At 68.1% G+C, this 26,630-nt stretch carries 27 protein-coding genes and 1 pseudogene; 8 read left to right on the top strand and 20 right to left on the bottom strand.

What is annotated here, in order from left to right; translation table 11 throughout:
• Positions 1-8: 8 nt before the first annotated feature.
• From FBZ88_RS21010 to FBZ88_RS20990, 5 genes are all read right to left on the bottom strand, one after another.
• Positions 9-224: a DUF1656 domain-containing protein gene (locus FBZ88_RS21010; RefSeq protein WP_145619110.1), complete on the bottom strand. Its 216-nt coding sequence runs from the start codon at positions 222-224 to the stop codon at positions 9-11.
• Entirely contained in the window at positions 221-2,335 is a 2,115-nt protein-coding gene (locus FBZ88_RS21005) for an FUSC family protein (RefSeq protein WP_145619109.1), read from the bottom strand. The genes FBZ88_RS21010 and FBZ88_RS21005 overlap by 4 nt, the downstream gene beginning before the upstream one ends.
• Positions 2,332-2,823 carry a MarR family winged helix-turn-helix transcriptional regulator gene (locus FBZ88_RS21000; protein ID WP_145619108.1) on the bottom strand — a complete coding sequence of 164 codons (492 nt, stop codon included), beginning with the start codon at positions 2,821-2,823 and terminating at the stop codon, positions 2,332-2,334. Before FBZ88_RS21000 ends, FBZ88_RS21005 begins: the two co-directional genes overlap by 4 nt.
• Positions 2,824-3,117: 294 nt before the next feature.
• Positions 3,118-3,423: a hypothetical protein gene (locus FBZ88_RS20995; protein ID WP_145619107.1), complete on the bottom strand. Its 306-nt coding sequence runs from the start codon at positions 3,421-3,423 to the stop codon at positions 3,118-3,120.
• Between the two features lie 157 nt (positions 3,424-3,580).
• Positions 3,581-4,258 carry an XRE family transcriptional regulator gene (locus tag FBZ88_RS20990; protein WP_281290154.1) on the bottom strand — a complete coding sequence of 226 codons (678 nt, stop codon included), beginning with the start codon at positions 4,256-4,258 and terminating at the stop codon, positions 3,581-3,583.
• Between the two features lie 93 nt (positions 4,259-4,351).
• Between FBZ88_RS20990 and FBZ88_RS20985 the strand changes: the two genes are divergently transcribed.
• Complete coding sequence (locus FBZ88_RS20985) at positions 4,352-4,546, top strand: helix-turn-helix domain-containing protein (RefSeq protein WP_145619105.1); 195 nt, start codon at positions 4,352-4,354, stop codon at positions 4,544-4,546.
• A gap of 26 nt (positions 4,547-4,572) precedes the next feature.
• On the opposite strand, the gene FBZ88_RS20980 is transcribed toward FBZ88_RS20985, so the two are convergent.
• The 6 genes from FBZ88_RS20980 to FBZ88_RS20955 all read right to left on the bottom strand — a co-directional run bounded on the left by FBZ88_RS20980 (position 4,573) and on the right by FBZ88_RS20955 (position 11,238).
• Positions 4,573-5,409 carry a beta-keto acid cleavage family enzyme gene (locus tag FBZ88_RS20980; protein WP_145619104.1) on the bottom strand — a complete coding sequence of 279 codons (837 nt, stop codon included), beginning with the start codon at positions 5,407-5,409 and terminating at the stop codon, positions 4,573-4,575.
• 13 nt (positions 5,410-5,422) lie between these two features.
• A complete protein-coding gene (locus tag FBZ88_RS20975) occupies positions 5,423-6,757 on the bottom strand; it encodes a sigma-54-dependent transcriptional regulator (RefSeq protein ID WP_145619103.1) in 1,335 nt (444 codons plus the stop codon).
• On the bottom strand, positions 6,741-8,588 hold the full coding sequence (locus tag FBZ88_RS20970) for a sensor histidine kinase (protein ID WP_145619102.1): 1,848 nt from the start codon (positions 8,586-8,588) through the stop codon (positions 6,741-6,743). The genes FBZ88_RS20975 and FBZ88_RS20970 overlap by 17 nt, the downstream gene beginning before the upstream one ends.
• Positions 8,551-9,342 (bottom strand): ABC transporter ATP-binding protein, encoded by a 792-nt coding sequence (locus FBZ88_RS20965; protein ID WP_145619101.1) that lies wholly within the window; start codon positions 9,340-9,342, stop codon positions 8,551-8,553. Before FBZ88_RS20965 ends, FBZ88_RS20970 begins: the two co-directional genes overlap by 38 nt.
• Positions 9,343-9,345: 3 nt before the next feature.
• The gene (locus FBZ88_RS20960; protein WP_145619100.1) at positions 9,346-10,167 is read right to left on the bottom strand and encodes an ABC transporter permease; all 822 of its coding nucleotides are present in this window, start codon (positions 10,165-10,167) and stop codon (positions 9,346-9,348) included.
• Positions 10,168-10,242: 75 nt separating this feature from the next.
• A complete protein-coding gene (locus FBZ88_RS20955; RefSeq protein WP_145619099.1) occupies positions 10,243-11,238 on the bottom strand; it encodes an ABC transporter substrate-binding protein in 996 nt (331 codons plus the stop codon).
• Positions 11,239-11,590: 352 nt separating this feature from the next.
• Between FBZ88_RS20955 and FBZ88_RS20950 the strand changes: the two genes are divergently transcribed.
• On the top strand, positions 11,591-11,938 hold the full coding sequence (locus FBZ88_RS20950; protein WP_145619098.1) for a hypothetical protein: 348 nt from the start codon (positions 11,591-11,593) through the stop codon (positions 11,936-11,938).
• Positions 11,939-12,051: 113 nt separating this feature from the next.
• Positions 12,052-14,163 (top strand): S9 family peptidase, encoded by a 2,112-nt coding sequence (locus tag FBZ88_RS20945; protein ID WP_145619097.1) that lies wholly within the window; start codon positions 12,052-12,054, stop codon positions 14,161-14,163.
• Between the two features lie 57 nt (positions 14,164-14,220).
• Here the strand turns inward: FBZ88_RS20945 and FBZ88_RS20940 are convergent, their stop codons facing one another.
• The 3 genes from FBZ88_RS20940 to FBZ88_RS20930 form a co-directional block, all read right to left on the bottom strand.
• Positions 14,221-14,592 carry a DUF5615 family PIN-like protein gene (locus FBZ88_RS20940; protein ID WP_145619096.1) on the bottom strand — a complete coding sequence of 124 codons (372 nt, stop codon included), beginning with the start codon at positions 14,590-14,592 and terminating at the stop codon, positions 14,221-14,223.
• Positions 14,589-14,819, bottom strand: a complete 231-nt coding sequence (locus FBZ88_RS20935) for a DUF433 domain-containing protein (protein WP_145619095.1) — start codon at positions 14,817-14,819, stop codon at positions 14,589-14,591. Before FBZ88_RS20935 ends, FBZ88_RS20940 begins: the two co-directional genes overlap by 4 nt.
• A 74-nt stretch (positions 14,820-14,893) precedes the next feature.
• The gene (locus tag FBZ88_RS20930; RefSeq protein ID WP_326485808.1) at positions 14,894-16,159 is read right to left on the bottom strand and encodes an MFS transporter; all 1,266 of its coding nucleotides are present in this window, start codon (positions 16,157-16,159) and stop codon (positions 14,894-14,896) included.
• 169 nt (positions 16,160-16,328) lie between these two features.
• Here FBZ88_RS20930 and FBZ88_RS20925 point away from each other — a divergent pair, with 169 nt between their 5' ends.
• Positions 16,329-17,132 (top strand): AraC family transcriptional regulator, encoded by an 804-nt coding sequence (locus FBZ88_RS20925; protein WP_145619094.1) that lies wholly within the window; start codon positions 16,329-16,331, stop codon positions 17,130-17,132.
• Positions 17,133-17,196: 64 nt separating this feature from the next.
• Here the strand turns inward: FBZ88_RS20925 and FBZ88_RS20920 are convergent, their stop codons facing one another.
• Positions 17,197-17,460, bottom strand: a complete 264-nt coding sequence (locus FBZ88_RS20920) for a hypothetical protein (protein ID WP_145619093.1) — start codon at positions 17,458-17,460, stop codon at positions 17,197-17,199.
• 186 nt (positions 17,461-17,646) lie between these two features.
• Positions 17,647-18,423, bottom strand: a complete 777-nt coding sequence (locus tag FBZ88_RS20915) for a cyclase family protein (protein WP_145619092.1) — start codon at positions 18,421-18,423, stop codon at positions 17,647-17,649.
• 361 nt (positions 18,424-18,784) lie between these two features.
• Here FBZ88_RS20915 and FBZ88_RS20910 point away from each other — a divergent pair, with 361 nt between their 5' ends.
• Positions 18,785-19,432 carry a TetR/AcrR family transcriptional regulator gene (locus FBZ88_RS20910; RefSeq protein WP_145619091.1) on the top strand — a complete coding sequence of 216 codons (648 nt, stop codon included), beginning with the start codon at positions 18,785-18,787 and terminating at the stop codon, positions 19,430-19,432.
• Here the strand turns inward: FBZ88_RS20910 and FBZ88_RS20905 are convergent.
• From FBZ88_RS20905 to FBZ88_RS20895, 3 genes are read right to left on the bottom strand one after another with little or no spacing between them, the layout of a single operon-like run.
• The gene (locus FBZ88_RS20905) at positions 19,404-20,279 is read right to left on the bottom strand and encodes a carboxylesterase family protein (RefSeq protein WP_186464526.1); all 876 of its coding nucleotides are present in this window, start codon (positions 20,277-20,279) and stop codon (positions 19,404-19,406) included. The genes FBZ88_RS20910 and FBZ88_RS20905 overlap by 29 nt on opposite strands.
• Before the next feature lie 14 nt (positions 20,280-20,293).
• Positions 20,294-21,079: an ethanolamine ammonia-lyase subunit EutC gene (gene eutC, locus FBZ88_RS20900; protein ID WP_145619089.1), complete on the bottom strand. Its 786-nt coding sequence runs from the start codon at positions 21,077-21,079 to the stop codon at positions 20,294-20,296.
• Positions 21,079-22,395, bottom strand: coding sequence for an ethanolamine ammonia-lyase subunit EutB (locus tag FBZ88_RS20895; protein ID WP_246138788.1), 1,317 nt, complete (start codon positions 22,393-22,395; stop codon positions 21,079-21,081). Before FBZ88_RS20895 ends, eutC begins: the two co-directional genes overlap by 1 nt.
• A gap of 241 nt (positions 22,396-22,636) precedes the next feature.
• On the opposite strand from FBZ88_RS20895, the gene FBZ88_RS20890 reads away from it, so the two are divergent.
• The 3 genes from FBZ88_RS20890 (at position 22,637) to FBZ88_RS20880 (ending at position 25,763) form a co-directional block, all read left to right on the top strand.
• Positions 22,637-23,695, top strand: a complete 1,059-nt coding sequence (locus FBZ88_RS20890; RefSeq protein ID WP_145619087.1) for a DUF5700 domain-containing putative Zn-dependent protease — start codon at positions 22,637-22,639, stop codon at positions 23,693-23,695.
• Positions 23,696-23,821: 126 nt separating this feature from the next.
• Positions 23,822-24,307 (top strand): TspO/MBR family protein, encoded by a 486-nt coding sequence (locus tag FBZ88_RS20885; RefSeq protein ID WP_145619086.1) that lies wholly within the window; start codon positions 23,822-23,824, stop codon positions 24,305-24,307.
• Between the two features lie 97 nt (positions 24,308-24,404).
• Positions 24,405-25,763 (top strand): S41 family peptidase, encoded by a 1,359-nt coding sequence (locus FBZ88_RS20880; protein WP_145619085.1) that lies wholly within the window; start codon positions 24,405-24,407, stop codon positions 25,761-25,763.
• 289 nt (positions 25,764-26,052) lie between these two features.
• Here FBZ88_RS20880 and FBZ88_RS20875 read toward each other — a convergent pair.
• Positions 26,053-26,630 (bottom strand): annotated as a pseudogene (locus FBZ88_RS20875) (transposase family protein); the annotation flags it as partial.

Below are 26,630 nucleotides of genomic sequence, written 5' to 3'. Positions count from 1 at the left end.
CCAGACGATCAGGGATGAGACGTGTAGTGGGTGAAGGCGGCGGCGACGCCACCCAGGACGATGACGTAAACGGCCAGGTCGAACAGCGGCCGATGCCAGACCAGGCGATAGGCGCCCACCAGGCGCAGCACCCAGCGCACGGCCATGGAGATGAGGAAGGCGATCACGCCCCAAACCAGCAGGGGGGAGACGAAAACGCCGTGAATGTCCATTTCGCCGATCATGCGGCCAGGCTTTCTTCCGGGGTGGGAGGGGCGGGAACGGCGGGGGTGGGCGGCGGCAGGTCGGGCACGCCATCCGACAGGGCCCGGCGGATGCCGGCCAAGGCCAGCAACGCTTGGCGCGGCTTGCGGTCTGGCAGGGGCATCAGCGCCGCCAGGGCGGCGTCGATGCCGGCCAGCAGCTGCGGCGAGGGCGGGCGCGGGGCACCGGCGCGGCAGACCGCCCGGTAGTGGTCGGCCAGCTGGGACAGCGCCCCGTCCACCGCCGCCCGCGCTGGGATGGGCAGGGCCCGTTCCACCCCGCGCAGCTCCAGCACGTTCATGCCGGTGCGGATGTCGGCCAGGGCGTCGGCGGCCGCGATTTCCGACCCTGGGGGCAGTGCGGCCAGGCGCGGCACCAGCAAGCCCATGCGGTCCAGCAGCTTGCCGGCGAACACGGGGCGCAGGCCGCCGTCGGGCGCGGGGGTGCGGATATCGGCCACGGCCCGGATGTCGTACCAGCAGGCGCGCAGGATGCGCCGGGCGCCCCATTCCGCGCCCACCGCGCGCACCAGCGCCGTCACCAGCCCCGCGAACCCCATGCCCAGCACCAGCGCCAAGGCGCTGTTGAGGTAGGAGGCGAAGTCGGCGCTGTAGGTGTTGCTCAGGCCCGCCAGGGTGGGCAGGGTGGCGCCTACCGCCAAGGCCCGGCCAGCCAGGCGCGGATTGGCGATGACGCGGCCCAGCAGCAGGAACATGGGCCCCAGGGCGAAGGCCAGCATCACGAAGCCGTCGATGTGCGGCATGATGGCGAAGATGTAGATGCCGGCCAGCACCGCGGCCACGGCGTTGTACAGCGCGAAGTCCAGGATGGCCGGCACCGGGTTGTCCTGCGCCGCGAAGAAACAGCAGGCGACGGCCGCCATTTCCAGGGCGATGGCGCCATCCGCCCATTCCGTGCCGATCCAGAAGGCGCTGCCCAGCAGGATGGTGATGGCGGCGCCGGCGCCGGACCACAGGGCCATGCCCAGGTCCCGGTGCATCACCACCTCCGCCCCCGCCCGGCCGCCCCGGCGGCGGCGCACCTTGGGCCCATGGCCGCCGCTGATTATGTACCGGCGCAGGTCGCGGCAATCCTGCAGGGCGTCCATCAGGTCCTTCAGCCGCGTCAGCAGGTTCAAGGTCAGCACGTCGTGCCAGTTGGCCGGCGCCGTGCGCAGCGCTGCGATGCGGGTGCGCAAATCCGCCGTGCGGTCTGCCGGCGCCTCCAGGTCCGCCACCCAGCCGCCGACGTCGGCCAGCAACGCCTCCAGCGCCGCCGGCAGCGGACGGCCGTCGGCTTTCAAGGCGCGGACGCGGTCGCCCAGGCCCGAAAGGATGGGCAGCAGCATGACCAGGCGCTGGCGCAGTTGCCGCACCTCCTGGCTCATGCCGTGCAGGTGGCTGGTGTCGTAATCCAGGTGCGTGGCCATCATCTGCAGTTCGACCGCGTCGGCAGCCAGGCGGCGCCGGTCGGAGCGGGTGGCCGCCGTTTCTTCCGCCCCGGCCAGGGCGTCCCGCGCCCAGCGGGTGACATCGGCGGCGAAGGCATCGATGCGATCGCTGACCACGGGGCCGATGCCGCGCGGGAAGATGACGCTGCCGATGACGGTGGCGCAGAGGATGCCGACGGTGATCTCCTCCACCCGGGCCAGGGCGGCGTCGAACACGGTGCCGGGGTCGGTGACGGTGGGAAAGCCGATCAGCGCGGTGCTGTAGGCCGCCAGCATGAAGATATAACTGCGCGGCGTGCGGTCCAGCAGGGCCAAGGTCAGGCAGACCATCGTCCACAGCGCCATGGCCACGCACAGCAAGGGCGGGGCGTCCACCAGGTTGGGAATGATGGCCACCGTGGCCACGGCGCCGATGACCGTCCCCATCACGCGGAACACGCCTTTGGACCGCATGGCGCCGGCCAGCGGCTGCGACACGATGAAGACCGTGCCCGCCGCCCAATAGGGGCGCGGCAGGTCCAGGCTGAACCCGATGTACAAGGCCGCCAGGGCCGCGGCGGCCGTCTTGGCGGCGAACATCCAGTCGCCGGCGCCCTTGGAGAATCCCCGGAAAAGAGATGAGAACCAGGCGGCGGCGGTCACGGCCCATCTCCCTCGGTGCCGTCCTTGGCGCCCGGGGACCGGCCCAGGGCGCGTTCGACGGCCGCGAAGACGGTCAGCGCGGTATCCAGCTGCTCCGGCGTCACCTCGGCCAGCAGGCGCTGGCGCATGCCGTCCAGCGCGTCGTCCAGCCGGATGGCCAGGGCCCGGCCCTCCACCGTCAGGTGCAGGGTCTTCACCCGCCGGTCGCGCGGGTCGCTGCGGCGTTCCAACAGACCGTCCCTTTCCAGCATGTCCACCAGCCGCACCAGCGACGGTCCCTCGACCCCCACATGGTCGGCCAACTGACCCTGCCGGATGCCGTCGCCCAGGCGGGCCAGCACCACCAGGGGCAGTGTGGTCGCCTCGGATTGACCATAGGCCTTCAGGGTCGCATCCGCTTCCCGCCGCCAGCGCCGGGTGAGATAGAGGAGCGTCAGGCCGAAGGCCCGGTGCCGGGGGGTAATGGGAAGGGGGGCCGTTTGTTCCATGTCCAGAATATTAGAATCCTAACGATTAGCATTCAAATGTTCATAGACGGGAGCCAGATCTGCGTCTGCATGATGGCGCCGCCGGCAACAGGGGGGCAGAGGTAGGAGTGGGAAGAACGGGATGGGGCGCAGCGGCAGCGGTGTCACTGCCGCAGGCAGGTCATAACAGGCCAAACAGCGGGCAGCGCCACGGCCTCTCATTGCCAGGTGAACCCGCCACTGATGAGGGTATGCGCCACCATACCACTTATGATTGCTCATGAACCAGACGCCCGCTTATCCCCTCGGGCGCCCCTATCCCTTCGGACAGCCGGTTTTACGCGCGAATGGCGGAGCTGGCCTGCAAGGAACCGGCCAGCTCGGCGCGGCGGTCAGTGCCACCGCCGCCTGTTCCAGCCGATCCGCATTCAGGAAATGATGCGCCCGCGCGGCCACGCCAACATGGGCGGCGGCGGCCCGGCGCAAGCGATGGCTGGGGGCAGTGCGCGCTACCACGGCCAGCCCGTCCAGGCCACGCACCACCAGGTCCAGGAAAGTGTCGTGCCGCGCCAACTGGGCCAATTGCCAGTAAAACTGTGTCGTGCGCTCAAGACGGGTCATCAGCCTCTCCAAGGGGAAAGGGCTCCTCAGGCGGTCAGCGCTTGGGGAAGGGGAACATCGGCAGAACAGCCGATATCCTGACGGTGCCTGAACGGCAACCGCCCGTCAATTCATAAGTTGCTTCTCTGGCAACTTGCGCATCGAAGACGGGTGTCGCTCACAGGCGCCGGCCCACCCAGACGACACGGCCGATGATGTCGATATCGGCCGCCGCGCGTTCATAGACGCGGTGGTGCGGGTTGTCCGACCGGATTTCCACCAGGGGCGGATGGCTGGCCACGATCAGTTCCAGCCGCTTGATGACCACGCCCTGGCCGTCCCACAGGGCGAAGATGCCGGGGGGCGAGGGCGACTGGTCCGCCAGGTTGACCATGACCCGGTCGCCGGGCAGCAGCGTCGGCTCCATGCCATCGCCCCGCACCTCGACGATGCGCACGGCGGCGGCCCGCACCTGCAGTTCGGCGGTCAGATAGGCGGCGGGGAAACGCCACTGGGCGATGGTCTCATCCTCGCGGAAGCCTTGCGGCTTGCCGTCATGGCTGGCCAGGAAGCCACCGCGCCGATCGCCGTAGATGTCGACCTCCGCCACCTCGACCGAAGAATCCTGCCCCCAGTCGGCCGGGGCTGGGGACGCCGCCACCGGCTCCAGCAGTTCCGCCACACCGCACCCCAAGCTGGCGGCGATCGCCATCATGCGTGGCTGGGACAGGCGGGTGCGGCCGGATTCCAGCTTGGAAATCACCGTCTTATCGGTGCCGATCAGGGCGCCCAGCTGTTCCTGGGTCATCCTTTTGGCTTCACGAAGTTCACGGATACGGTTGGGCGGGCGGTCCATCATGACAGCGAAGTTGCCACAGCGGCTACCAATCGCCAGTCGCCATGCGGGCAACGCGTTGACAGAAAGTTGCCCATTCGGCACCATTCATCCATGACGCTCGCCGACTACCTCCAGGCGCATGGCCTCACCGCCGCCGAATTCGCCCGCCGCATCGGACGCAGCCGTTCCACCGTCGCCCGGTGGTGCAACGGCCAGCGCCACCCCGACGCCGCCGCCATGCGGGTCATCATGGACGTGACCCAGGGGGCGGTGATGCCGAACGACTTTTTCAGCAGCGCGACTTAGTTCAGCACCGCGATTTAGGGTGCGGGTCAACCGAACCGCGCCCGCACCCCGTCCGCCGTGGCCAGCGGGCGGCCCATGAGGCGGCTGCCTTGGGCGGCGGCGGCCACGAGGGCGGCGTTGTCGGGGGCGAGGGTGCCGTCCGGCAAGTGCAGGTTGTTCTCGAAGCCGACGCGGATGTGGCCGCCCAGGCCGGCGGCGGTCAGCACGCAGGCGTTCTCCCGCCGGCCGAAGGCACAGACGGCCCAGGGCACGTCGCCGGTGTTGTCATCGGCCGCGTCGGCGACGGGCGCCATGAAGGGCAACAGGTCGCGCGGATCGCTGACTTGCCCGGCGGTGTAGCGGCCCAGGACGTACAGCAGGAAGTGCGGCACCTCCGGCACGACACCGCGATGGCGCAGATCGTGCCAGCGCAGCAGGTCGTCACGGGAATAAAGAATGGTTTGCACCATGATCCGCTCCCGCGCCAGCCAGGCGAAGAAGTCGGCGGCTTCTTTCTCGTGCACGGCGTCCGGGGCCAGTTCGCGGATGGCCAGGGACACCGCCTCCGGCTTCAGGGCGCGGATGACGGCCATCTGGTGGGGCGGGTGGTAGATGCCGGCGGCCTCCGTCGTCACCTGGATGACCAGGCGATCGCCCACGGCCTGGCGCACGGCCGCCGTGGCGGCGGCATAGGCATCGGCGTCCAGCAGGTGGCGCCCCTGGGCGTCCCGCACGTGCATGTGGATCATGGCGGCGCCCGCCTCCAGGCAGGCGGCGGCATCCTGGGCGATCTCCGCCGGCTCCAGGGGGATGGCCGGGTGGTCGGTCTTCAGCCGGCGGGCGCCGTTGGGCGCTACGGTCAGGATCACGGGATCGGCGTTCATTCGGTGCCCCAATTCATTCCGCGCCGCCAATATTCAGGCGTTTCATCTTGTCGTATAGCGTTTTGCGCGGCACGCCCAGCGTCTCCGCGGCGCGCGTCACCTGGCCGCCACTGGCACGAAGGGCCTCGGTGATAAGGTGCCGCTCCACCCCATCCAGGATGTCGGCCAGGGAGCCGCCGTCGGTTCCAGGACCCTCGTCTTCAGCCAGTCCCAGGACATGGCGGTCGGCGGCGTTGCGTAGTTCGCGCACATTGCCCGGCCAGTCCTTCAGCATCAGGGCGCGCAGCAGGGCCGGCGTGGGCTCGGCATAAGGACGGCGGAAGCGGGCCGCCGCCTGCAGGGCGAAGTGCTGGAACAGCAGGGGGATGTCCTCCCGCCGGTCGCGCAAGGGCGGCAGGGTCAGGGTGACGACGCTCAGCCGGTAATAGAGGTCGGCGCGGAACCGGCCAGCGTTGGCGAGATCCAGCAGGTTCTCCTTGGTGGCCGCCACCACGCGCAGGTCCACCGCCACCCGGTCGTTGCCGCCCAGCCGTTCCAGCGCCCGGTCCTGCAGCACCCGCAGCAGCTTGACCTGCAGGGCCAGCGGCATGCTCTCGATCTCATCCAGGAACAGGGTGCCGCGATGGGCGTATTCGATCTTGCCCACCCGGCGCTTGGCCGCCCCGGTGAAGGCGCCGGCCTCGTGCCCGAACATCTCGCTTTCGAACATGCTGTCCGGGATGGCGCCGCAATTCACGGCGACGAAGGGGAATGCAGCCCGCGGCCCGCCCTCGTGCAGGGCGCGCGCCACCTGTTCCTTGCCCGTGCCCGTCTCGCCCAGCACCAGCACATCCACGTCCGTGCCGGCCAGGTCCGCCACCAGGCGGCGGGTGCGCACCAGGGCCGGGCTTTGGCCCAGCAGATGGTTCTCCACCGCCGCGTTCTGGTCCAGGGCCTGGCGCAGGCGCCGATTCTCCCGCACCAGGGCGCGCTTCTCCAGGGCGCGGCGGATCACCTCCACGAAATGGTCGGTGACGAAGGGCTTTTCGATGAAGTCGTAGGCGCCGTCCTGCATGGCGCGCACCGCCATGGAGACATCGCCCTGGCCGGTGACCAGCACCACCGGCAGCTCCGCATCCAGCGCCCGTACCCGCGACAGCAGATCCAGCCCGCTCATCCCCGGCAGGCGCACGTCCGTCACCAGGACGCCCGGCGTGTCGGCTGAGATATCGGCTAGCGCCGCCTCCGCCGTCGGGTAGGTTGCCACGGCCAGGCCCGCCAGCTCCAGCGTCTGGCGCACGGTCAGGCGGATGATCTCCTCATCATCCACGAACAGGACAACGGGTGCGATATCAGGCGGTTGGGTCATCGCGCTCAACTGAGGTCAAAGGCAGGGTCAGCAGGAAGACGGCGCCGGTATTTTCACCATCGCGGGCGTCCCCGTCGCGGGCCTCCAACTGCCCGCCATATTCCTGTGTGATGGCCAGGGAGATGGCAAGGCCCAGGCCCAGGCCCTGGCCGCCCGGCTTGGTGGTGACGAATGGGTCGAACAGCCGGTCGCGCACCGCCGGGTCCAAGCCCGGGCCATTATCGGCCACCGTCACCCGCACGGCGGCGCGCTGGTCCAGTAGGGCGGGCACGGCGGTGATGGCGATGCGGGGCTCGGCCACCCCGGCCGTCGCATCCTCCGCGTTGCGGATCAGGTTGACCAACACCTGTTGCAACCGGACGGGATCGAAGGCCACCGTCACCTCCGGCACGTCCACCGTCACCTGGACCCGCGCCTCCTTCAGGCGGCGGTCCAGCAAGGCCAGCGCCTCCTGCACCGCGCCGGGCAGGGCAACAGGCTGGGCCGGTCCCTCGCTGCGGCGGGAGAAATTGCGCAACTGGCTGGAAATCTTGGCCATGCGGTCCACCAACCCGGCGATGTGGGTCAGGTTCTGGCTGACCTCCGCCTGCCGGCCCTGGTCCAGCAGCAGGCGGGCGTTGTCGGCCAGGGCGCGCAAGGCCGTCAGCGGCTGGTTCAGTTCATGGGTCACGCCCGCCGCCACCTGGCCGATCATGGCCAGCTTGGCGGCCTGCACCAGTTCGGCCTGGGCGTCGCGCAGGTCCGCGGTGCGCGCTTCCACCTGGCGTTCCAGGTCCTGGTAGGCGCGGTCCAGGGCCGCTTTCGCCAGCCGCTGTTCCCGCAGGCGCTTCACCCGCTGGCGCACGTATAGGCCGATGGCCAGCGCCAGCAGCAACAGCAGCGCCAGACCGATACGGGCCGTGGCGGCGGCCTGGGCCACGGGGTGGGCGTCCGCGGCCAGCGCGATGGTCCAGCCATAACGGCTGAGCCCCCGTTCGACCAGCAGATCCGGATGGGTCCGGAGGGAGCGGGGCAGCACCAGCGGCGGATGGTCCAGCCCGACATATTCACGGGTCTCATTCAGGTACGTCACGGTGTCCGGGTCCAGCGGCCGGCGGGCACGGAACTTCCACTCCGGATTGGACGACAAAAAGACGATGCCAAAACGGTCGGCCACCAGCACCGCGTCGTGGGAGGTGCGCCAGCCATCCTCCAGCGCGTCCAGCACGATCTTGACCGCCAGCACGCCCACGCGGCGTCCGTCCCGCTCCACCGGTGCCGCGATGAAATAGCCGGGCAGCCGGGTGACCGTGCCCACGCCATAGAAACGGCCCACGCCCTGGTCACGCGCGTCCTTGAAATAGGGGCGGTAGGAAAAGTCGACACCCAGGTAGCTGTCGGGCCGGTTCCAGTTGCTGGACGCCACGGTCCGCCCCTCGGCGTCCATGAGGTAGAGGACGGCGGATCCGGCACTTGCGTTCACCGCCTCCAGATACCGGTTCACCCGGTCGACCTCGGCCGGATCGGTATGGCCGAAGCCCGCCGCTGCCAGCGCCGCCACCGCCGGATCCCGCGCGGCGACGGAGGGCAGGTAGTCGAAGCGCTCGACCGCGCTGTCCAGGTTGTTGGCGTAGATCTCCAGCCGGTGACGGGCGTCGGCGGCCACGGCCTCCACCGCCCGCCGCTCGGCATGGCCCACGGCTAGCACCCATATCCCCACGGCCCCCACCGCCGCCAGCAGCAGCGCCAGGGCGCCGCCGGTGCTCATGCCGCGCAGGCGCGCCGTGAAGGGGAAGGGGCCGGCCAAGTGGGGATCAGTCGGTGGTGAGGCCGGCGCGTTCCGCCGCCTCATGACGCTGCTGCTCCTCCGACACCAGGCGGGACAGTTCGCGCTTCAGCGTGTTGAACTCGGGCGAGGCGGCGTCGCGCGGTCGCGGCATCTCCACCCTTATGTCGCGCTTCACGGTGCCGGGGCGGTAGGTCAGGACGACGATGCGGTCGGCCAGGTAGATGGCCTCCTCAATGGAATGGGTGACGAAGACGATGGTCTTGCCCAGGCGCGCCCAGATCTTCAGTAGTTCATCCTGCAGGGAGCGGCGGGTCAGGGCGTCCAGCGCGCCGAACGGCTCATCCATTAGCAGGACGGGGCTGTCCAGCGCCAGGACGCGGGCGATGGCCACACGCTGGCGCATGCCGCCGGAGAGATCCTTGGGGAAGCGCTCACCGAATTCCGACAGGCCCAGCATGTCCAGCAGCTCGCGCACCCGGGCGTCGGCCACGTCATTGGCCACGCCCTTGACCTCCAGCCCGAAGCGGACGTTCTTGAACACCGTCATCCATGGGAATAGGGCGTATTCCTGGAAGACCATGCCCCGGTCGGGCCCGGGGTCCACCACCGGGCGGCCACCCACGGTGATGCTGCCCTCCGTGGGGTGGGAGAAGCCGGCGATGGCGTTCAGCAGGGTGGACTTGCCGCAGCCGGACGGGCCCAACAGGCAGACGAACTCCCCCGACGCGATGTCCAGGTTGATGTCCTTCAGCGCCACCACCTCGTTCCCCGGGACTGCGAAGCGCTTGTAGACGTGATTGATCAGGATGTCGGACATGGTTCAGTGCTCCAGCCCGCGGTGCCAGCGCAGCAGGTGGTTGTTGATGCGGGTGACGCCGCTGTCGATGGCCAGGCCCAGCAGGCCAATGGTCAGCATGCCGGCGATGATCTTGTCGGACCAGAAGTACTCCCGCGCCTCCAGGATGCGGAAGCCCAGGCCGTTGTTGACGGCGATCATCTCCGACACGATCACGACGATGAAGGCGGTGCCGATGCCGATGCGCACGCCCGACAGGATATAGGGCGTGGCGGCGGGCAGCATGACGCGGCGGAAGATGGTCAGGGGCCCGGCGCCCAAATTGCGGGCGGCGCGCAGATAGATGCCGTCCACCTGGCGCACGCCGGCGATGGTGTTGACCAGCACGGGGAAGAAGGCGCCCAGCGAGATCAGGAAGATGGCCGGCGGATTGCCCAGGCCGAACCACAGGATGGACAGCGGGATGTAGGCGATGGGCGGAATGGGCCGCAGCACCTCCACCAGGGGGTTCAGCCAACGGAAGGCGGCCCGGCTGGCGCCCATGGCCAGGCCCAGCGGCAGGGCCAGGACGGCGCCCACCAGGAAGCCCATGACCACGCGGTACAGGCTGCCGATGGCGTCCGTGATCAGCTCACCGGAGAACAGCCAGGCGATGTAGCCGCCGTTGGCGGGATCATACGGATCGCCAGGGGCGAGATAGGCCCACCAGCGCACGGCCACCGCCACGGGCGAGGGCAGGATCTTGGCATTGACCAGGCCGCAACTGGACGCCGCCTGCCAGATGGCAAGCAGCACGAGCGGCACGACGGCCCCCTGCAGGGCCGCCAACCAGGTGTTACGCCGCATTCGGGTACTCCCCTTAAAGGCGGAAAGGGCGGATGGGAAAAGGCCCGCCGCCTGGAGAGCGGCGGGCCCAGGCGCTTACTGGATGCCCAGGTCCTTCTTGGCGTCGGCCAGCAGGTCCAGCTTCACGTAATCGGTGGCGGTCGGCACCTTGGCCATCTTGGACACGCCATACTTGGCCATGGTCTCGCCCGTGATCTGGATCTGGGCGGGGTCGATGTCATAGCTGTACTGGGCGTTGCCCATGGCGCTGTTGAAATCGGCCTCGGTCAGCTGCTTCTTGAACAGCGTCTCGCGCACATATTTGGACGCCACCTCCGGCTTGTCGATGAAGGTCTTGGTGGCCTTCACGAAGCAGCGCATGAACTTCTCGGCCACGGCCTTGTGCTTGTCGTGGAATTCCTCCGACATCACCAGGGTGCGCACTGGGCTGCCGATGGCCGTGTCATAGGGTTTCATCACCTCCACCCCGAAACCACCGTTCACGGCCTGGGAGCCCTGCGGCTCTGTCTGCATGATGGCGTCCAGTTGCTTCAGCATCAGGGCCTGGTTCAGGTCCGGATAGTTCAGGTAGATGATCTGCACGTCCTTGCCCGGCTGGTCGGACCAGGTGAGGTTGTTCTGCGCCAGTTCGGCGGCCAGCAGCACCTCCTGGATACCGCCCCGGGTGACGCCGACCTTCTTGCCCTTCAGGTCGGCAACCTTGGTCACCTTGGCCTCGGGTGCCGCCACCAGGCGGGCGCCGCCCTTGGCGAAACCGGCGACGATGTAGATGGGTGCGCCGGCGGCGCGGCCGGAGATGGCGGCCTCGGACGCGGTGGCGCCCACGTCCAGCTCACCGGCCACGATGGCCTGCATGATGTCCGGGCCCTTGGGGAAAATCCGCTCCTCCACCTTGATGCCGCAATCGGTCAGCATCTGGGTGTAGGACACGGCGCCGAAGTGGGCCAGCTTCAGGTTGCCCAGGCGCACCACATCCTCGGCGGCGGCCGGCAAGGCCGTCAGCGACAGGGCGGACGCGGCCAGAACGGTGGCCAACAAGGTCTTCTGGGACAGGGTCTTCTTGGACTTCATCTAAGATGCCTCCCGGGCTTTGGTATCCAACGGCCGCCGATCGATGCCGGCGGTTCCTGATAGTCTTGGAACTGTTACGGCCATAGCAGAAGTCGTGCCAATCGCCGGACGAGCCGCCAACGGAACCGGTTGTCCTGACAAAACACCAAGGTTTCGGCGGCTTAACTGTCTCAAGGGGAAATGACGGGGCAAGGGGGCGCCGCCGGCGTTCCGGCGGATTTCCCGGCAGTGCCGGGTCGGGTTTGTAACCTTTTCCGCCGTTGAGGATGACGTGGGGCCGGCTGATAGTCCATGGGGGAACCATGCCCCGGTGTCGTCCGGGGCCAATAACGGTAAAGGGAAGGGGGCGCCCATGTCCGGCGATAGTTTGCTGCGCGCGACGCTGTTCGGCCTGGTTCTGCAATTGGTCATGGTCGTCGCCGGCCATTTCAGCCCGGCCGTGGCCCAATTCTTCGCCGTCGGGGGCATGCTCATCTCGCTGCTGGCCGGTTTGGTCCATGGCCGGACGCGGCTGACCTGGGGACCGGCCGCCGCCGGCGGGGCCGTCGCGGGTGGGGCGTGCGCCCTGCTGGGCATCTTCGTCTCATGGATTCTGGGCGACGTGCCGGCGATGATCCTAGCCCTGGGCACCGCCATGTCGGCGCTGACCGGTGCCATTGGCGGCCTGATCGGCTGGCGCTTACCTCGGGTCCTGGCATAAGGCACGGCGGGGCTTGTGCGATCAAGCGCCGTAGGCGATCGGATTGAATTGCGCTATGACGGCGTCCAAGCGGCCGCAAGGCCGATGGGGTTCCTGCCTTTCGGAGAGCTTGGATGAACCGTTCCCTGTACGCCCTGGGCGCGCCTTTGGCGTTGGCCCTGGCCGTCACCGTTTCGCCCGTGGCCATGGCGGCGGAGGCCGCGCACGGTCTGACGCCGGCCATGGCCGGCCACGGCCTGACGCCAATGGAACTGGCGACGATGGACCGCGCCAGCGACGCGCGCGTCTCGCCCGATGGCCGTCTGCTGGCCTTCGACGTCCGCACCGTCGATTACGCCAACAACAAGGCCGCCCACTCCCTCTGGGTGAAAGAGATCGATGGCAAGGGCGACGGCCACCGCCTGGCCATTTCCGATGGTGGCGCCAGCACCCCGCGCTGGTCGGCCGATGGCAAGAGCCTCTATTTCATGTCCGGCCGGTCCGGCAGCCAGCAGGTGTGGAAGACTGATGCGGCTGGCACCCAGGCCACCCAGGTGACCGCCCTGCCGCTGGATGTGGGCAGTTTCAACCTGGCGCCGGACGGCACGCACATCGTCGTGTCCATGGCTGTGTTTCCCGGCACCGAGACGGGTGACAAGCCGGCCAGGCCGGCGGACATCGCCAAGTCCAGCGGCGTGGTGTTCGACAAGGTCTTCGTCCGCCATTGGGACGAGTGGGCGGACGGCACCCGCAATCATCTGTTCGCCCTGGCGCTGAACGGCGAGGGTGTGGCCAGCGGCGCGCCCGTGCCGCTGATGAAGAGCTTCGACGGCGACGCGCCGGGAAAGCCCTTCGGCGACGACAGCGAAATCACCATCAGCCCGGATGGCAAGACCGTGGTCTTCACCGCCCGCCTGGCCGGCCGGACGGAACCGTGGAGCACCAACCTGGATCTGTGGCAGGTGCCCATGGACGGCGGCGCCGCCCCCGTCAACCTGACGGCCGGCAACGCCGCCATGGACACGGGGCCGGTGTTTAGCCCCGACGGGTCCAAACTGGCCTGGCGCGCCATGAAGCGGCCGACCTTCGAGGCCGACCGCTTCGGCATCATGGTCCGCGACCTGAAGAGCGGCGAGACGCGCGAGATCGATCCCAATTGGGACCGTTCCGCCGACACGCTGGCCTGGACCGCCGATGGCCGCACCCTGCTGACCACGGCCTACGACGTCGGTCAGTCCAAGCTGTTCTCCGTCGATGTGAAGTCGGGTGCCGTGAAGGCGCTGACGGGCGACGGTCATGTGACGGCCATCGACTTGGTGAAGGGCGGGGACAAGGGCGTGGTCTATATGGCCGACAGCCTGTCTGGCCCGTCGCAGGCCTATAAGGTGTCGCTGAAGGGCGGCAAGGCGGAGCAGCTGACCCATGTGGGTGCCGACAAGCTGGCCGGCGTCACCTTGGGCGCCTATGAGCAGTTCAGCTTCCCCGGTTGGAACAACGAGATGGTGCACGGCTATGTCGTGAAGCCGGCCAATTACCAGGAAGGCCACAAGTACCCGGTGGCCTTCATCATCCATGGCGGCCCCCAGGGCTCCTTCGGCAACGCCTGGAGCTTCCGCTGGAACCCGCAGGCCTACACCGGTGCCGGCTATGCCGTGGTCATGATCGACTTCCACGGCTCCACCGGCTACGGCCAGGCCTTCACCGACGCCATCAGCCAGCATTGGGGCGACCGCCCGCTGGAAGACCTGCAGAAGGGTTGGGCCGCGGCGCTGGCCAAGTACCCCTTCCTGAACGGCGACCGGGCCTGCGCGCTGGGCGCCAGCTACGGCGGCTTCATGATCAACTGGATCGCCGGCAACTGGAACGGCCCGTGGAAGTGCCTGGTCAACCATGACGGCGTCTTCGACAACCGCATGATGGGCTATTCCACCGAGGAGCTGTGGTTCAGCGAATGGGAGAACGGCGGCAAGGTCTGGGAGAACCCGGCCGGGTACGAGCGCTTCAACCCCGCCAACCACGTCGATCAGTGGGTGAAGCCGCAGCTGATCATCCACGGCGGTCGCGACTTCCGTATCCCCTTCGAGCAGGGCCTGGGCGCCTTCACCGCCCTGCAGCGCAAGGGCGTGCCCAGCAAGCTGGTCTACTTCGCCGACGAGAACCACTGGGTGCTGAAGCCCCAGAACTCCGTCCAATGGCACCAGGAGGTGCTCGGCTGGCTGAACACCTGGACGGCCGAGGCCAAGTGAGGCCGGGTGTCACGATGAGCTGAATGGGAAGGGGCCGTCCGTGGGGGCGGCCCCTTTCTATCGCGGAGTCAGAGGCAGCAGATGTAGGCGGCTGCGCCTTGGATTGATTGTCAGCAGCGCCCCTTGTTCCAGTTCGTCGGCGACTTGCCGCAAACCAGAAAGCACACTGTCAGCAATGGCCGATGGACTGACGTCATCAGCCCGGATTTGCACGACGCTTGGTTTTCGACCCTGCGTCGCTGCCAAAATAGCGCTGAAATCAAGATCATGCGTCAGCACGATATAGTCATGGGCAAGCGCGAAGGCCATGATGGCGCCGTCCGGGGCATCCACCGGGCCGAGCGTTGACCAATGCTCAGCCTGGTATCCAGCGGCGACCAGAACCGCCACCCACCGGGGTGACAGGTTCATGTCCACCAGCAGCTTCATGCGTTAACCAGTACGATTTCCCGTTCTTCTGAACGCCAAGCCGCGTACCGCAGCGCCTGAAGCACATCTTCCCTTTCCAGATAGGGGTAATCGGCAAGGATCTCCTCTATGGCATGACCAGCGCCGATTTGGCCGACGATCATCCCTACGGTCACCCGCATCCCGCGGATACACGCCTTGCCACTCATGACATCGGGCTGCTGAGTAATGCGGTCCAGCTTTTCCACGTCGCCCTCCATGGCCTTCTGAAAACGATAGGCGGTTGGACTTGTCGCCACAAGGGCCAACCGCCTGACGGAGTTCACCCCGCCCGGCGCGCCCGCCTCATCGCCCCTTCGATATCCGGCAGGAACACCGTCAGGATACCCAGGGCCGGCAGGTAGGCGCAGATTTTGTAAACGGTGGTGATGCTGGTCAGGTCGGCCAGCCAGCCCAGGGCGGCGGCGGCCACGCCAGCCACACCGAAGGCCAGGCCGAAGAACAGGCCAGCCACGGTGCCGACCTTGCCCGGCATCAGTTCCTGGGCATAGACGACGATGGCCGGAAAGGCGGAGGCCAGGCAGACGCCGATGACACCGCTCAGCACGCTGGTCCAGAACAGGTTGGCGTAGGGCAGGACCAGGGTGAAGGGCAGCACGCCCAGGATGGACCACCAGATGACATGCTTGCGGCCGAAGCGGTCGCCGATGGGGCCGCCGGCGATGGTGCCGACCGCCGCCGCGCCCAGGAAGATGAACAGGTGCAACTGAGCCGCCTTCACCGACAGGCCGAAAGTCTGGATGAGATAGAAGGTGAAGTAGCTGGTGATGCTGGCCAGGTAGACGTACTTGGAGAAGATCAGTGCCAGGAGGATGGCGAAGGCCAAGCCCACCTGGCGCGGCGTCAGGCCGGTCAGATCCTCCTTCACCGTTTTGGCGGCCTTGGGCTTGGCGTTGCGCTTGTACCACAGGCCGATCCTGGCCAGGACGATCATGCCCAGGAAGGCGGCCAGGGAGAACCAGGCGATGCTGCCCCGGCCGTGCGGCACGATGATGAAGGCAGCCAGCAGCGGCCCCAGGGCGGAACCGGCGTTGCCGCCCACCTGGAACAGCGACTGGGCCAGGCCGTGCCGCCCGCCCGACGCCATGCGGGCCACGCGTGAGGATTCCGGATGGAAGACGGATGAGCCCGTGCCCACCAGGGCCGCCGCCGCCAGCACCAGGGGAAAGCTGGGCGCCGTCGCCAGCAGCACCAGGCCCACCAGGGTGAAGCCCATGCCGATGGACAGGGAATAGGGCTTGGGCTTGGCGTCGGTGTAAAGGCCGATCAAGGGCTGCAGCAGAGAGGCGGTGATCTGGTAGACCAGGGTCACCAGGCCCACCTGGCCGAAGCTGAGGTCGAAACCGCCCTTCAGGATGGGATAGATGGCCGGCAGCATGGACTGCATCATGTCGTTCAGCAGATGGCAAAAGCTGATGGCCCCCAGCACCGAGAACACGGTGCTCCCGGTCTTGGCCCCAATCTGCCCCATAGCCGTCTGCACCACGGGCGATGGTGCGGACGCACCCACGCTTTCAGCCTGACTCACTGGTGACACTCCCATCCCATGGGGCCGCGTGGCGCCGCGACCTCCTGATTTCCCAACCAGCCCCCCTTGCATTTCGGCGGCCGATGGACAAGCTAGCGCGCATGCTGGCGGCCTGCTTTCGTCTTTAGGCCAAACTATTGCGGGACTGGGCCAAGGGGGAGACACGACGATGGTGCGGGACGTCCGCTCCCAGGTGTATGAGATGGCGCCGCAGCCGGTGTTCGCCCTGGGCAATGATTATCCCCCGGGACATGTCCTGCCGCCGCACCAACACCGCCGCTGCCAGTTGCTGTACAGCATCCGGGGCGTCATGACGGTGGCGACGGCGCAGGGATCGTGGATGGTGCCGGCGGAGCGGGCCGTGTGGATCCCGGCCGGCGTGGTGCATGAGGTGGCGGTGGTGGTGGGCCCCGCTGCGATGCGCAGCCTGTACATCGACCCGGCCGTGCTGCCGGCGGCGCGCGGGCCCGACACGCTGGACCCTGGGGGCGGGCGCTGCCAGGTGGTGGGCGTCACCCCTCTGGTGCATGCCCTGTTGATGGAGGCGGCGGAGCTGCCGGTGGACGATGTGCCGGCGGAGAGCCGCAGTGGCATGATCATGGCCCTGCTGCTGCATGAGCTGGCATCACTGCCTGTACTGCCATTGTCCATGCCGCTGCCCACCGACGCGCGGCTGGCGGCCCGCTGCCGCGTCTTCGTGACCGATCCAGACCCGCACGCCACCATCGATGGCTGGGCCGATGATCTGGGCATGAGCCGCCGGGCCTTCACCCGCCAGTTCCGCCGCGAAACAGGCCTCAGCTTCGCCGCCTGGCGCCAGCAGGCCTGCCTGTTCGCGGCCTTGCCCCGCCTGGCGGCGGGGGACGCGGTGACCACCGTGGCGCTGGATCTAGGCTATGACAGCCCCGCCGCCTTCACCAGCATGTTCAAGCGCCTGCTGGGCGTGCCGCCCAGCCGTTACCTGCGCACGTGAACGAACAGGGCGGCGCCCACCAGACGCCGCCCCGCCCTTAATTCCGGAGTGCCCATGCGGATGGTCAGAGCGCCTCGAAGGTGGCGATGGCCGGCGCGCCGGTCATCTGGCCCGTGTAGGTGACGACAAAGGGAACAGGCAGCGCCGGTCCCAGCAGGACGGTGGCGGTGATGATGTATTCCTCACCCTTCGACAGGCCCTGGCCCGTCACGGCGAAGATGGTGACGTTGGGGGACGGGCCGCCCCAGACATAGCTGCCGATGCCCCCCGCGATGTTGGCACCGTGGCCCGAGATGCGGGTGTTGGTGAATTCAGTCACGCCGGCCATTCCGATCTCCATTTTTCAAAGGGTTGACGCCCAGGACGATGCGTGCCGCAGCGTGCGGCCTTAAATTGTTCGCATGTGCGATAGGGCACGCATAAGGTGTTCCGCAATGCATCAACCGTCAATTTTAAAAGTGGCAGAGTCGAAAAAATTTCTTATTATGGTTGTACAGTGTCGCGTCAATTGGCACTACCCATCGATGATGGCGACCGCCCGGGTCCACCCGGCCGAGGCACCTTTGATCTTGGCGGGGAAGCAGCTGACGGTGAAGCCCGTGGCGGGTAGGGCCTCCAGATTATGCAGCTTCTCCAGGTGGCAATAGCCGATGTCGCGGCCGGCCTTGTGGCCTTCCCAGATCAGGCCCACGTCCTTGGTCTGGGCGAACTTCTTGGCGGTGTGGGGGAAGGGGGCGTCCCAGCTCCACGCGTCGGTGCCGGTGACGCGCACGCCGCGTTCCGTCAGGTATAGCGTCGCCTCCCGGCCCATGCCGCAACCCGCGCCCAGGAAGTCGCCATGGCCATAACGGGAACCGGCACGGGTGTTGACCAGCACGATGTCCAGGGGCCGTAAGGTGTGGCCGATGCGGGCCAGTTCCGCCTCAACCTCCGCCGCGCTGACCACATGTCCGTCGGGCAGGTGGCGGAAGTCCAGCTTCACACCGGGGTTGAAGCACCATTCCAGGGGCACCTCGTCGATGGTGATCGCCCGCTGCCCCTTGTTCATGGTGGAGGCGTAGTGCCAGGGCGCATCCAGGTGGGTGCCGTTGTGGGTGGAGAGGCGCACGGTCTCGGCCGCCGCGAACTCCGCGTCCGGCATATCGTTGGGGTCCAACTCGGGGAAGAACATCGTCAGCTCATGCAGCGTATCCTTATGCGTCTGATACTCGATATGCGGGCGCATGAAGGGCGGGTCGGCCACCACGTCGTTGTCGAGGGTGACGGAGATGTCGATGAAGGTGCGGGCCATGCTGCCGGTTCCTGTCTGTACCGCTACGGACGACGGGACCGCCCCGAGTTCACGACCCGGCTACGCTGGTGTCCTTGTTCCTCCCGTCTTGGGTCCGCATTAGACCGGGGTACGGGGGTAAAAGGAAAATCGATAAAACCCATGCGTTGTTATCGATGGGCCGGATGGATCATGTCCCATCCGCCACCCGCGATAGTCTGGGCATCGACACCACCGTCTTCGCCGCCCGCCCTCTGCTGCCACATTCGGACCAAGGCCCCCTTTAAAAGCGTTCTTTGAAGGGGAACATCTGTACCCTTAACCCCAGCCGCAACCGCCGGTATACAGGCGGCTTACGGCTGGAATTGGGGATGTGTCGGCCATGGCTGTGGAAGAGTACCGGGAACGTGTGAAGTCCGAAAAGCGCGCCGCGGCCCTGGCCGCCGCCGGCCGGGCGTTCCTGTCCCACGGCTACGACCGCACCACCCTGGCCCATGTGGCCAGGGAGGCCGGGATCTCCACCGGAACCCTGTTCAAGCACTTCCCCACCAAGGCCGCCTTGTTCGAAGGCATCATGGAAGAGCTGTGGGAGGTTGATCCGGAGTTGCAGCGCCCGCTGCCGCCGGCCGGCAACCCCACCGCCGGGCTGACCGCCATCGGCCACGATTATGCCGGCAAGCTGCGCCAGCCCGATACCGGCCCCCTGTTCCGCGTCATCATCGCGGAGGCGCCGCGTTTCCCGGAGCTTGGCCAGGCGCTGTTCCTGCGGGGCAAGGCACCCTACCTCAACCACCTGCATGCCTACCTGCGGTCCGAAATCGCCGCTGGCACCATGGACATTCATGACGTGCCCCTGGCGGCGCGCCAGTTCCTGGGCATGATCAACGATCTGATCTTCTGGCCCACCTTCCTGGCCGCTGACCAGGTGGTGGACGATGCCGAAGTGGGCCGGGTGATCGACGAGGCGGTGCTGACCCTGCTGGCCCGCTACGGCCGGCCCGTCAAGGACGGGGCGGCACGGCCGGCGTGAGCCGCTGGGCGAACAGCCACTCCCGCCAACCGGGCGCCAGGATCATGTCCGGCGGCACCCGGTGCTCCATGCCTTGATAGCGCACGAACACCGGCGCGCCGCCGGCCGCCGCGACCGCCTCCGCCCAGGCGTGGTCGGGGGCGTAGGGGTTCTCGGTGTCCTGGTCGCCGTGCACCTGCAGGGTGGGCACGGTCGCCACCCCTGGGGCTTGCGCCCTTTCCGGCGGCACGGACGAGAAGGCGACCGCCGCGGCGAAGCGCCCGGGCTTGGCCACCAGCGCGTCCAGCGCCGCTGACGCCCCCATGGAGAAGCCCACGACATAAATCCGCGCCGGGTCGACCGGCAGGCGTCCCGCCAAGTCGTCCACCAGGGCCAGCACGGCGGGCAGCGTCGCGCCGGGGTGGGAGGCCGGCAGGCCATCGGCCCCCAGGGCATAGTCGGCGCTGCGCGCATCCACCTGCGGCACCACCACATAAGCGGGGAAGCGGCGGCGCAGGTCGGGCAGGGCCCAGGCCTTGGCGAAGCCGGTCATCTGCCCGGCATTATCCTGTCCGATGCTGCCGGAGCCGTGCAGGACCACCACCAGGGGCAGCTTGGCCGCCATGGGCTGGGCCGCCACCGCGGCCGGGGCCAGCAGGCGATAGGGCACGGTGCGGCCGTCCGGGGCGGTATAGGTCTTGGCCACGAAGTCGTCGCTGAGCGGCGCCTTGATGATCTCGTCCACCGCCTTGAGGTCGGCCGGCAGCGGCGCATAGGGCAGGGTTCGTTCCTCGATGCGGCCGGCTTCCGCCTGGGCCCCTGAAGCCAGCGCCATCATCGACAACGCCACCAAACCTGTCCGCAGCACGGCCATCCTCTTCCTCAGTCCGCCAGCAACATGGGGCTGCGGCCATCGACCAGCAAGCGGTCGCTTTCGTCCTTCAGGGCCACACCCGTCACCTGGCGGCGCAGCGCCTGGCGCAGCAGCCAGGCCAGCTTGAAGGCCGCCAGGTCGTGGGACAGGCCGCCGTCGCGAATATTGGACAGGCAGTTGCGTTCGGCATCCAGGCGGCCGGGCGCGGGATTCAGGGTGAGGTAGACGCCCAGGCTGTCGGGGGCGGACAGGCCCGGCCTCTCCCCGATCAGCACGGCCACGGCACGGGCGCCCAGCGCCTGGCCCACCGCATCGCCCAGGGCCACCCGCGCCTGGGATGCCACCACCACCGGGGCCAGGCGCCAGCCTTCCCGGCGTGCCCAGGGCAGGAAGGCTGTCAGCAGGGGCATGGCCTGGCGGTGCACCGCCGTCGCCGACAGGCCGTCGGCGATGACGATGGCCAGGTCCGGACTGGTCGTGGGCAAGGCCGTCAACGCCTGCCGGCCCACCGGATCCAGCAGGCGGCCCAGATCCGGACGGCTGAGGTAGGTGGCGCGGTCGGGTGCGGCGCTGTGCACTGCCACCGGCGCCAGATCCCAGGCCGCCAGTTGCTCCACCAGGCCGGCGGCGTCGAAGGGCGTGTGCACGGCGTCGCGCGCCTGGGCGTGGGCCAGGGCGAAGCGCAGCACCTCCGCCGTCGGCAGGCTGTCGCCGGCGCGGCCGAGGGCGATGCGCGCCGGCGTGGCGGCGGCCAGGTGCGCCCAGGCGTCGGCCGTGACCGTCGGCTTGTCCATCAGCGCCATCCCCGCAGCAAAGGCTGGCTGGGCGGCTGGGGCAGGGGCCGGCCGTCGGCGCCGGTGATGCCCATGGCGGCCAGCCAGGCCTCGAACTCCGGCGCGCGCTTCAGGCCCAGCAGGCGCCGGACATAGAGGGCATCGTGGAAGGAGGTCGACTGGTAGTTCAGCATGACATCGTCCGCCCCCGGCACACCCATGACGTAGGACACGCCGGCCGTGGCCAGCAGGGTCAGCAGCGTGTCCATGTCGTCCTGGTCGGCCTCGGCATGGTTGGTGTAGCAGACGTCGCAGCCCAGCGGCAGGCCCAGCAGCTTGCCGCAGAAATGGTCCTCCAGCCCGGCCCGGATGATCTGTTTGCCGTCGTAGAGATATTCCGGCCCGATGAAGCCGACGACCGTGTTGACCAGCAGGGGCCGGAACTCCCGCGCCACGGCGTAGGCCCGCGCCTCCAGCGTCTGCTGGTCCACGCCGTGGTGGGCGCCGGCGGACAGGGCGCTGCCCTGGCCGGTCTCGAAATATAGGGCGTTATCGCCCACCGTGCCGCGTTTCAGCGCCTGGGCCGCCTCCATGCCCTCACGCAGCAGGGCCAGGTTGATGCCGAAGCCCTGGTTGGCCGCCTGGGTGCCCGCCACCGATTGGAACACCAGATCCAGCGGCACACCCCGGTTCATCAGCTCAATGCTGGTGGTGACATGGGTCAGGATGCAGGCCTGGGTGGGGATGGCGAAGCGCTGAATGACCCCGTCGATCAGGCGGGCCAGGTCGGCCAGCACCGACAGGCTGTCCGATACCGGGTTCAGGCCGATCACGGCGTCGCCGCAGCCATAGAGCAGACCGTCAAGGATGCTGGCCGCCACGCCGGCGGGGTCGTCCGCCGGGTGGTTGGGCTGCAGCCGCACGGCCAGCGTGCCGGGCAGGCCGATGGTGTTGCGGAAGCGGGTGACGACGCGGCACTTCCGTGCCGCCAGGATCAGATCCTGGTTGCGCATGATCTTGGACACGGCCGCCGCCATCTCCGGCGTCAGGCCGGGGGCGAGCGCGGCCAGCGCGTCCGTCGTCGCCTGGTCCGACAGCAGATAGTCGCGGAAGCCGCCGACCGTCAGGTGCGACACCGGGGCAAAGGCCGCCGCGTCGTGCCGGTCCAGGATCAGGCGGGTGACCTCATCCTCCTCATAGGGCACCAGCGCGTCGGTCAGGAAGGTCTTGAGCGGCAGGTCGGCCAAGCACATCTTGGCCGCCACGTTTTCCTCGGCCGACTGGGCGGCAATACCGGCCAGCCGGTCGCCCGATCGGGGGGGCGTCGCCTTCGCCATCAGATCCTTGAGATCGGCGAATGTCCAGGTGCGGGCGCCCAAGGCGATGCGGTATGGCGCGCGTCCAACCAAGCCCACATCTCCCTTCAATGGATTCACGGCGGGGCTGATCATGACATCGAATGCCGGCGTGGAGAAGGTGGCCGCGCGACGAGTGGCCCCAACCGGGCACCGGCAAGCGGTCTGGGACGCCGGACTGCGTCCTGGTATTTTTGCCCTGGACTGGAGGGGGAGGCAGGGCATGAACGGAGCGATATGTTCCGCCATCGTCGGGGCGTGGCTTTTCCTGGCGGGCACGGCCATGGCCCAGGCGCCGGTGTCGCTGGCACTCGACACGTCGGAGGCCGATGAGGCCCTGCGCATCCTGGACAAGAGCGCGGCGCATGAGCCGGTCACGACGGCGGATTGGAACCGTTTGTTCGCGACCCGGCCCTATCAATGGCTGAAGGCCCGGGAGGCCGCGATGGGACGCCCCCTTTCCAACGAGGACTTCCAGCGCTTCCTGTTGTCGCCGGAAGCGGCGGCGCAGCGGTCGGATTGGGCATCGACCCTGGCCGCCATGAAACAGGCGGACATGGCCCGGCTGGGCGCCGGGGTTCTGGCGTGGCTGCCGCCGGGCGCCAGCATCCACGCCCAGGTGTTTCCGGAAATCAAGCCGCAGCGCAACAGCTTCGTCTGGAAAAAGCCCGCTACGGCCGCGGCGGATGATGGCGGCGGCCCGGCCATCTTCCTGGCCGTCAACCGGCAATCGCGGGACCAGTTCGAGAATACGGTGGCCCATGAATGCCATCACATCGGCCTGGAAAGCCTGGCGGCCCGGCAGGAGGAACTGCAGGCGGGGCTGCCCCCCAATGTGAAGCGCGCCGTGACCTGGCTCAGCGCCTTCGGGGAGGGGGAGGCCATGCTGGCCGCCGCCGGCGCCGACCGGCACCCCCACTGGGAGGACGATGCCCCCGTCCGCGCCCGCTGGGACGGTGACATGCAGCGCTTCGCCACCGACCTCGACGCCATCCAGCAATTGCTGCTGGACATCCTGGACGACAAGCTGACCCAGGACGCGGACATCATGAAACGCGCGGCCCCCTTCTGGGGCGATGCCCAGGGCGCCTGGTACACCGTGGGCTATGAGATGGCCGTGCTGGTCGAAAAGCGCTTCGGCCGCGCGGCCTTCAACGATTGCCTGCTCGACCCGCGCAAGCTGCTGGAGCTCTACAACCAAGTGGCGCAGGAGGCCAACGCGCATGGCGCCCGCTTGGCCACCTGGTCGCCGGATCTGCTGAAACGGCTGGAAGGCGCCTGACCAACCAGGCCCTGACAAACCAGGCATCGTACGGGATGTATGGAACGGGCGCGACAGTCACGAAGTTATTGTGTACCAATGCCTTGGTAGACACCGTTGGGTAGACACCATTTAGGGAACGCGCCCATGACGCCCCATGAGGATGAACCGCCGGCGCCATCGTCGGTTTCCCGGGCCCTCATCCTCTTCGTCGTCCTGGTTCTGGGCATAGGTCTCGCCATCGGCTACCTGACGGTGCCCGGCCTCTGGTACTTGCGCCTGGCAAAGCCTGGTTTCACGCCGCCCAATTGGGTGTTCGCGCCCGCCTGGACCACCCTTTACGTGCTGATCGCCATCGCCGGATGGGTGGCATGGCAGCGGGACAGGGACAGCCGGCCCATGCGGCTGTGGTGGATCCAGATGCTGCTGAACTTCTGCTGGTCGCCCATCTTCTTCGCCGCCCACCTGACGGGGCTGGCGCTGGCCGTCATCCTGCTGCTGCTGGTCACCATCCTGGCCTTCATCGCGACAGCCTGGCGCAGCGACCGGATCGCCGCCCTGCTGTTCCTGCCCTATGCCGCCTGGGTCGCTTTCGCCTCCGCGCTGAACGCCGGGGTCTATCTCCTGAACTGAGATGCGACAAATTCGCCACCGCCTGCATAAGGGGTGACGAATCTTGAACCATCAATAGGATGGGGGCGTTTCCTCACCCTGGATCGCCTGTCGTCCCATGTCACGCGCCCTGACGCTTCTTGCCGGTGCCTGCCTGCTGATCAACACGGCGGCTGGGGCCGCCGATGCCGGGCCGGCGCCGCTTGATCATGGGCAGGTGGCGGATGCGGTGGCGACCATCAGCCGCCTGCTGCGCGACCACTATCCTTTGCCTGACATTTCCGCGCGATACGGAAAGGCGCTGGCACGCGGGCTGAAGGCTGGGCGCTATGACGGGCAGGCGCCATGCCCCCTGGCCAAGAGGCTGACCGAGGATTTGCGGGCCGAGCATGCGGACCTGCATCTGAGCGTGCGGTGCGACGCGGCGCTTGGCGACGATCCAGGCCCGGAGGAGGTGGCCGGCCCCTACCACGGCATCGCCGCCGTCACCGTCGATCCCGACCTTCCGGTCACGACCATCCGCTCGCCGGGCCCGTGGACGGCCAATGAGGCCGGCTTCGCCAGCGCCGCCGCCGCCATGACCCTGGCCGCCCGGTCGCACTACGTCATCATCGACGTGCGCGGCAACGGCGGCGGCAATGGCGAGATCGGGGTGTTCCTGGCGACCTACTTTTTCCGCGTGGGGCAGGAGCGCCTGCTGGTCCGGGGTGTGCACCGCGATCCGGCCCGTGAGGAACAGGAGTGGACCTACGGCTATGTCCCCGGCCGCCGCCTGGCCGACGCCAAGCTCTACATCCTGGTCGACGCCCACACCGGTTCGGCGGCGGAGGGCTTCGCCTTCGGCCTGCAGCGGGCCGGCCGGGCCACCATCGTGGGCCAGACGACGGCGGGTGCGGGCATCGCGGGCCACCTGGAGGATCTTCCGGGCGGCCTGTCGCTGTTCCTGCCCACCAAGCTGCTGCGGGCGCCGGATGGTGGCGACGGCTGGGAAGGGGTGGGGGTGCGGCCTGACGTGGTGACGGAACCCGGCCAGGAAAAGGCCGCCGCCTACGACCTGATCCGCGCCGACTGGCCCACGGCGCCCCAGAACCCGGACTTCGCATTGACCACCACGCTGCCGCCCGGCCAGCGTCCCCCTCTGGACGCGACGGCCACGCCCTGGGATTTGGGACAGGCGACGCTGCCCCAGGCGGAGCGCTGCCGTCATACCGAGCCCGATCCGGACGACGCCGGCGTCCGCCTTATGACCAACGTCTGTCCCCAGCCCATCACCTTGGAACAGCGCCGCAGCACCAACCCGAACACGCTGCGCCTGGACACGTTGGACAGCGGCCAGACCCTGGCCACGCGGGCCACGCCGCGCGGCGGCTGGCGGATCATGGCCGTCTGCCCCGCCGGCTATCGCAGCAGCGTGCCGGTGACGAGGGACAATATCACGGCCATTTCCAATGGCACCTATGAGTGCGTACGGGAGTAGGGCCGCAAATGAGAGACCGGCAGCAAGACCGGCCTCAATCAGCCGACGTTCCGACAAATCCAGGTGAGAGTAGTGAGACCCCATCTGCGACCTCCTGCCCAACTCACTGAGAACGTTGGAAAGTCGCACTTCGTTTTTGAGTCCACCCCGCCTACATGCTATGTTTCAACCGGATAGAAGTGTCAGGGTGTCCCGCAAAGTAGAACTGTCAGTGCTGGGGGTGGGCGGGGAGCGGAGCCGAAGGCGCAGTGGACCGGCCACCCCCAGCACACAGTGACGTCGAGCCCCTCTTGCGACCCGGCTTTCCCCCCGTCTTGGCGTAACCGATGCGCTCGCTGTTGGTCTGCACCTGGGGCGCAAGCCTGGTGTCCTGCATCGTCTTGATCTCTGCCAGAACCGCCGACAGCCGCTTGTTCTCAACCACCGCCCCCGGGCTCACCCGCTGGCTCTTGTCGAACTCGGTGTAGGGCAGGGCAACGCCCTGCCAGCGGAACTCCACCCAGCCGTCGGCAAAGGCGTAGCTGTCCACATACTGCCCCACCAACCCCCGCGTCACCGCCGTCTCTTCCAGCATCACCCGCCGGCGCTCATACGACAGCGTCAGCTGCCGCCCCACATATCGCCGCTCCCGCCAGCACAGGATGTCCCCCAACCGCTCAGCCAAAGCCCCCAGCGGCCGGTGCAAATCCTCCGGCCGGGCAGGGACCACGGCAAACTGGGCATTGAAGCCTTCCATGAACCCTTCCAGGAAAGCGTTGCCAGCCGCCATGTCGCCGATCCCGGCAAGCCGCAGCTCCTTCACCAGCCTATCCTGCAGCGTCCGGTTTACCCGCTCAACCCGGCCCTTCGCCTGGCTGGAGTTCGCAC

Origin of the sequence: Nitrospirillum bahiense (assembly GCF_007828025.1) — a bacterium.
Taxonomy (GTDB): Bacteria; Pseudomonadota; Alphaproteobacteria; order Azospirillales; family Azospirillaceae; genus Nitrospirillum; species Nitrospirillum amazonense.
This window is presented reverse-complemented; position numbering and strand designations above follow the sequence as displayed.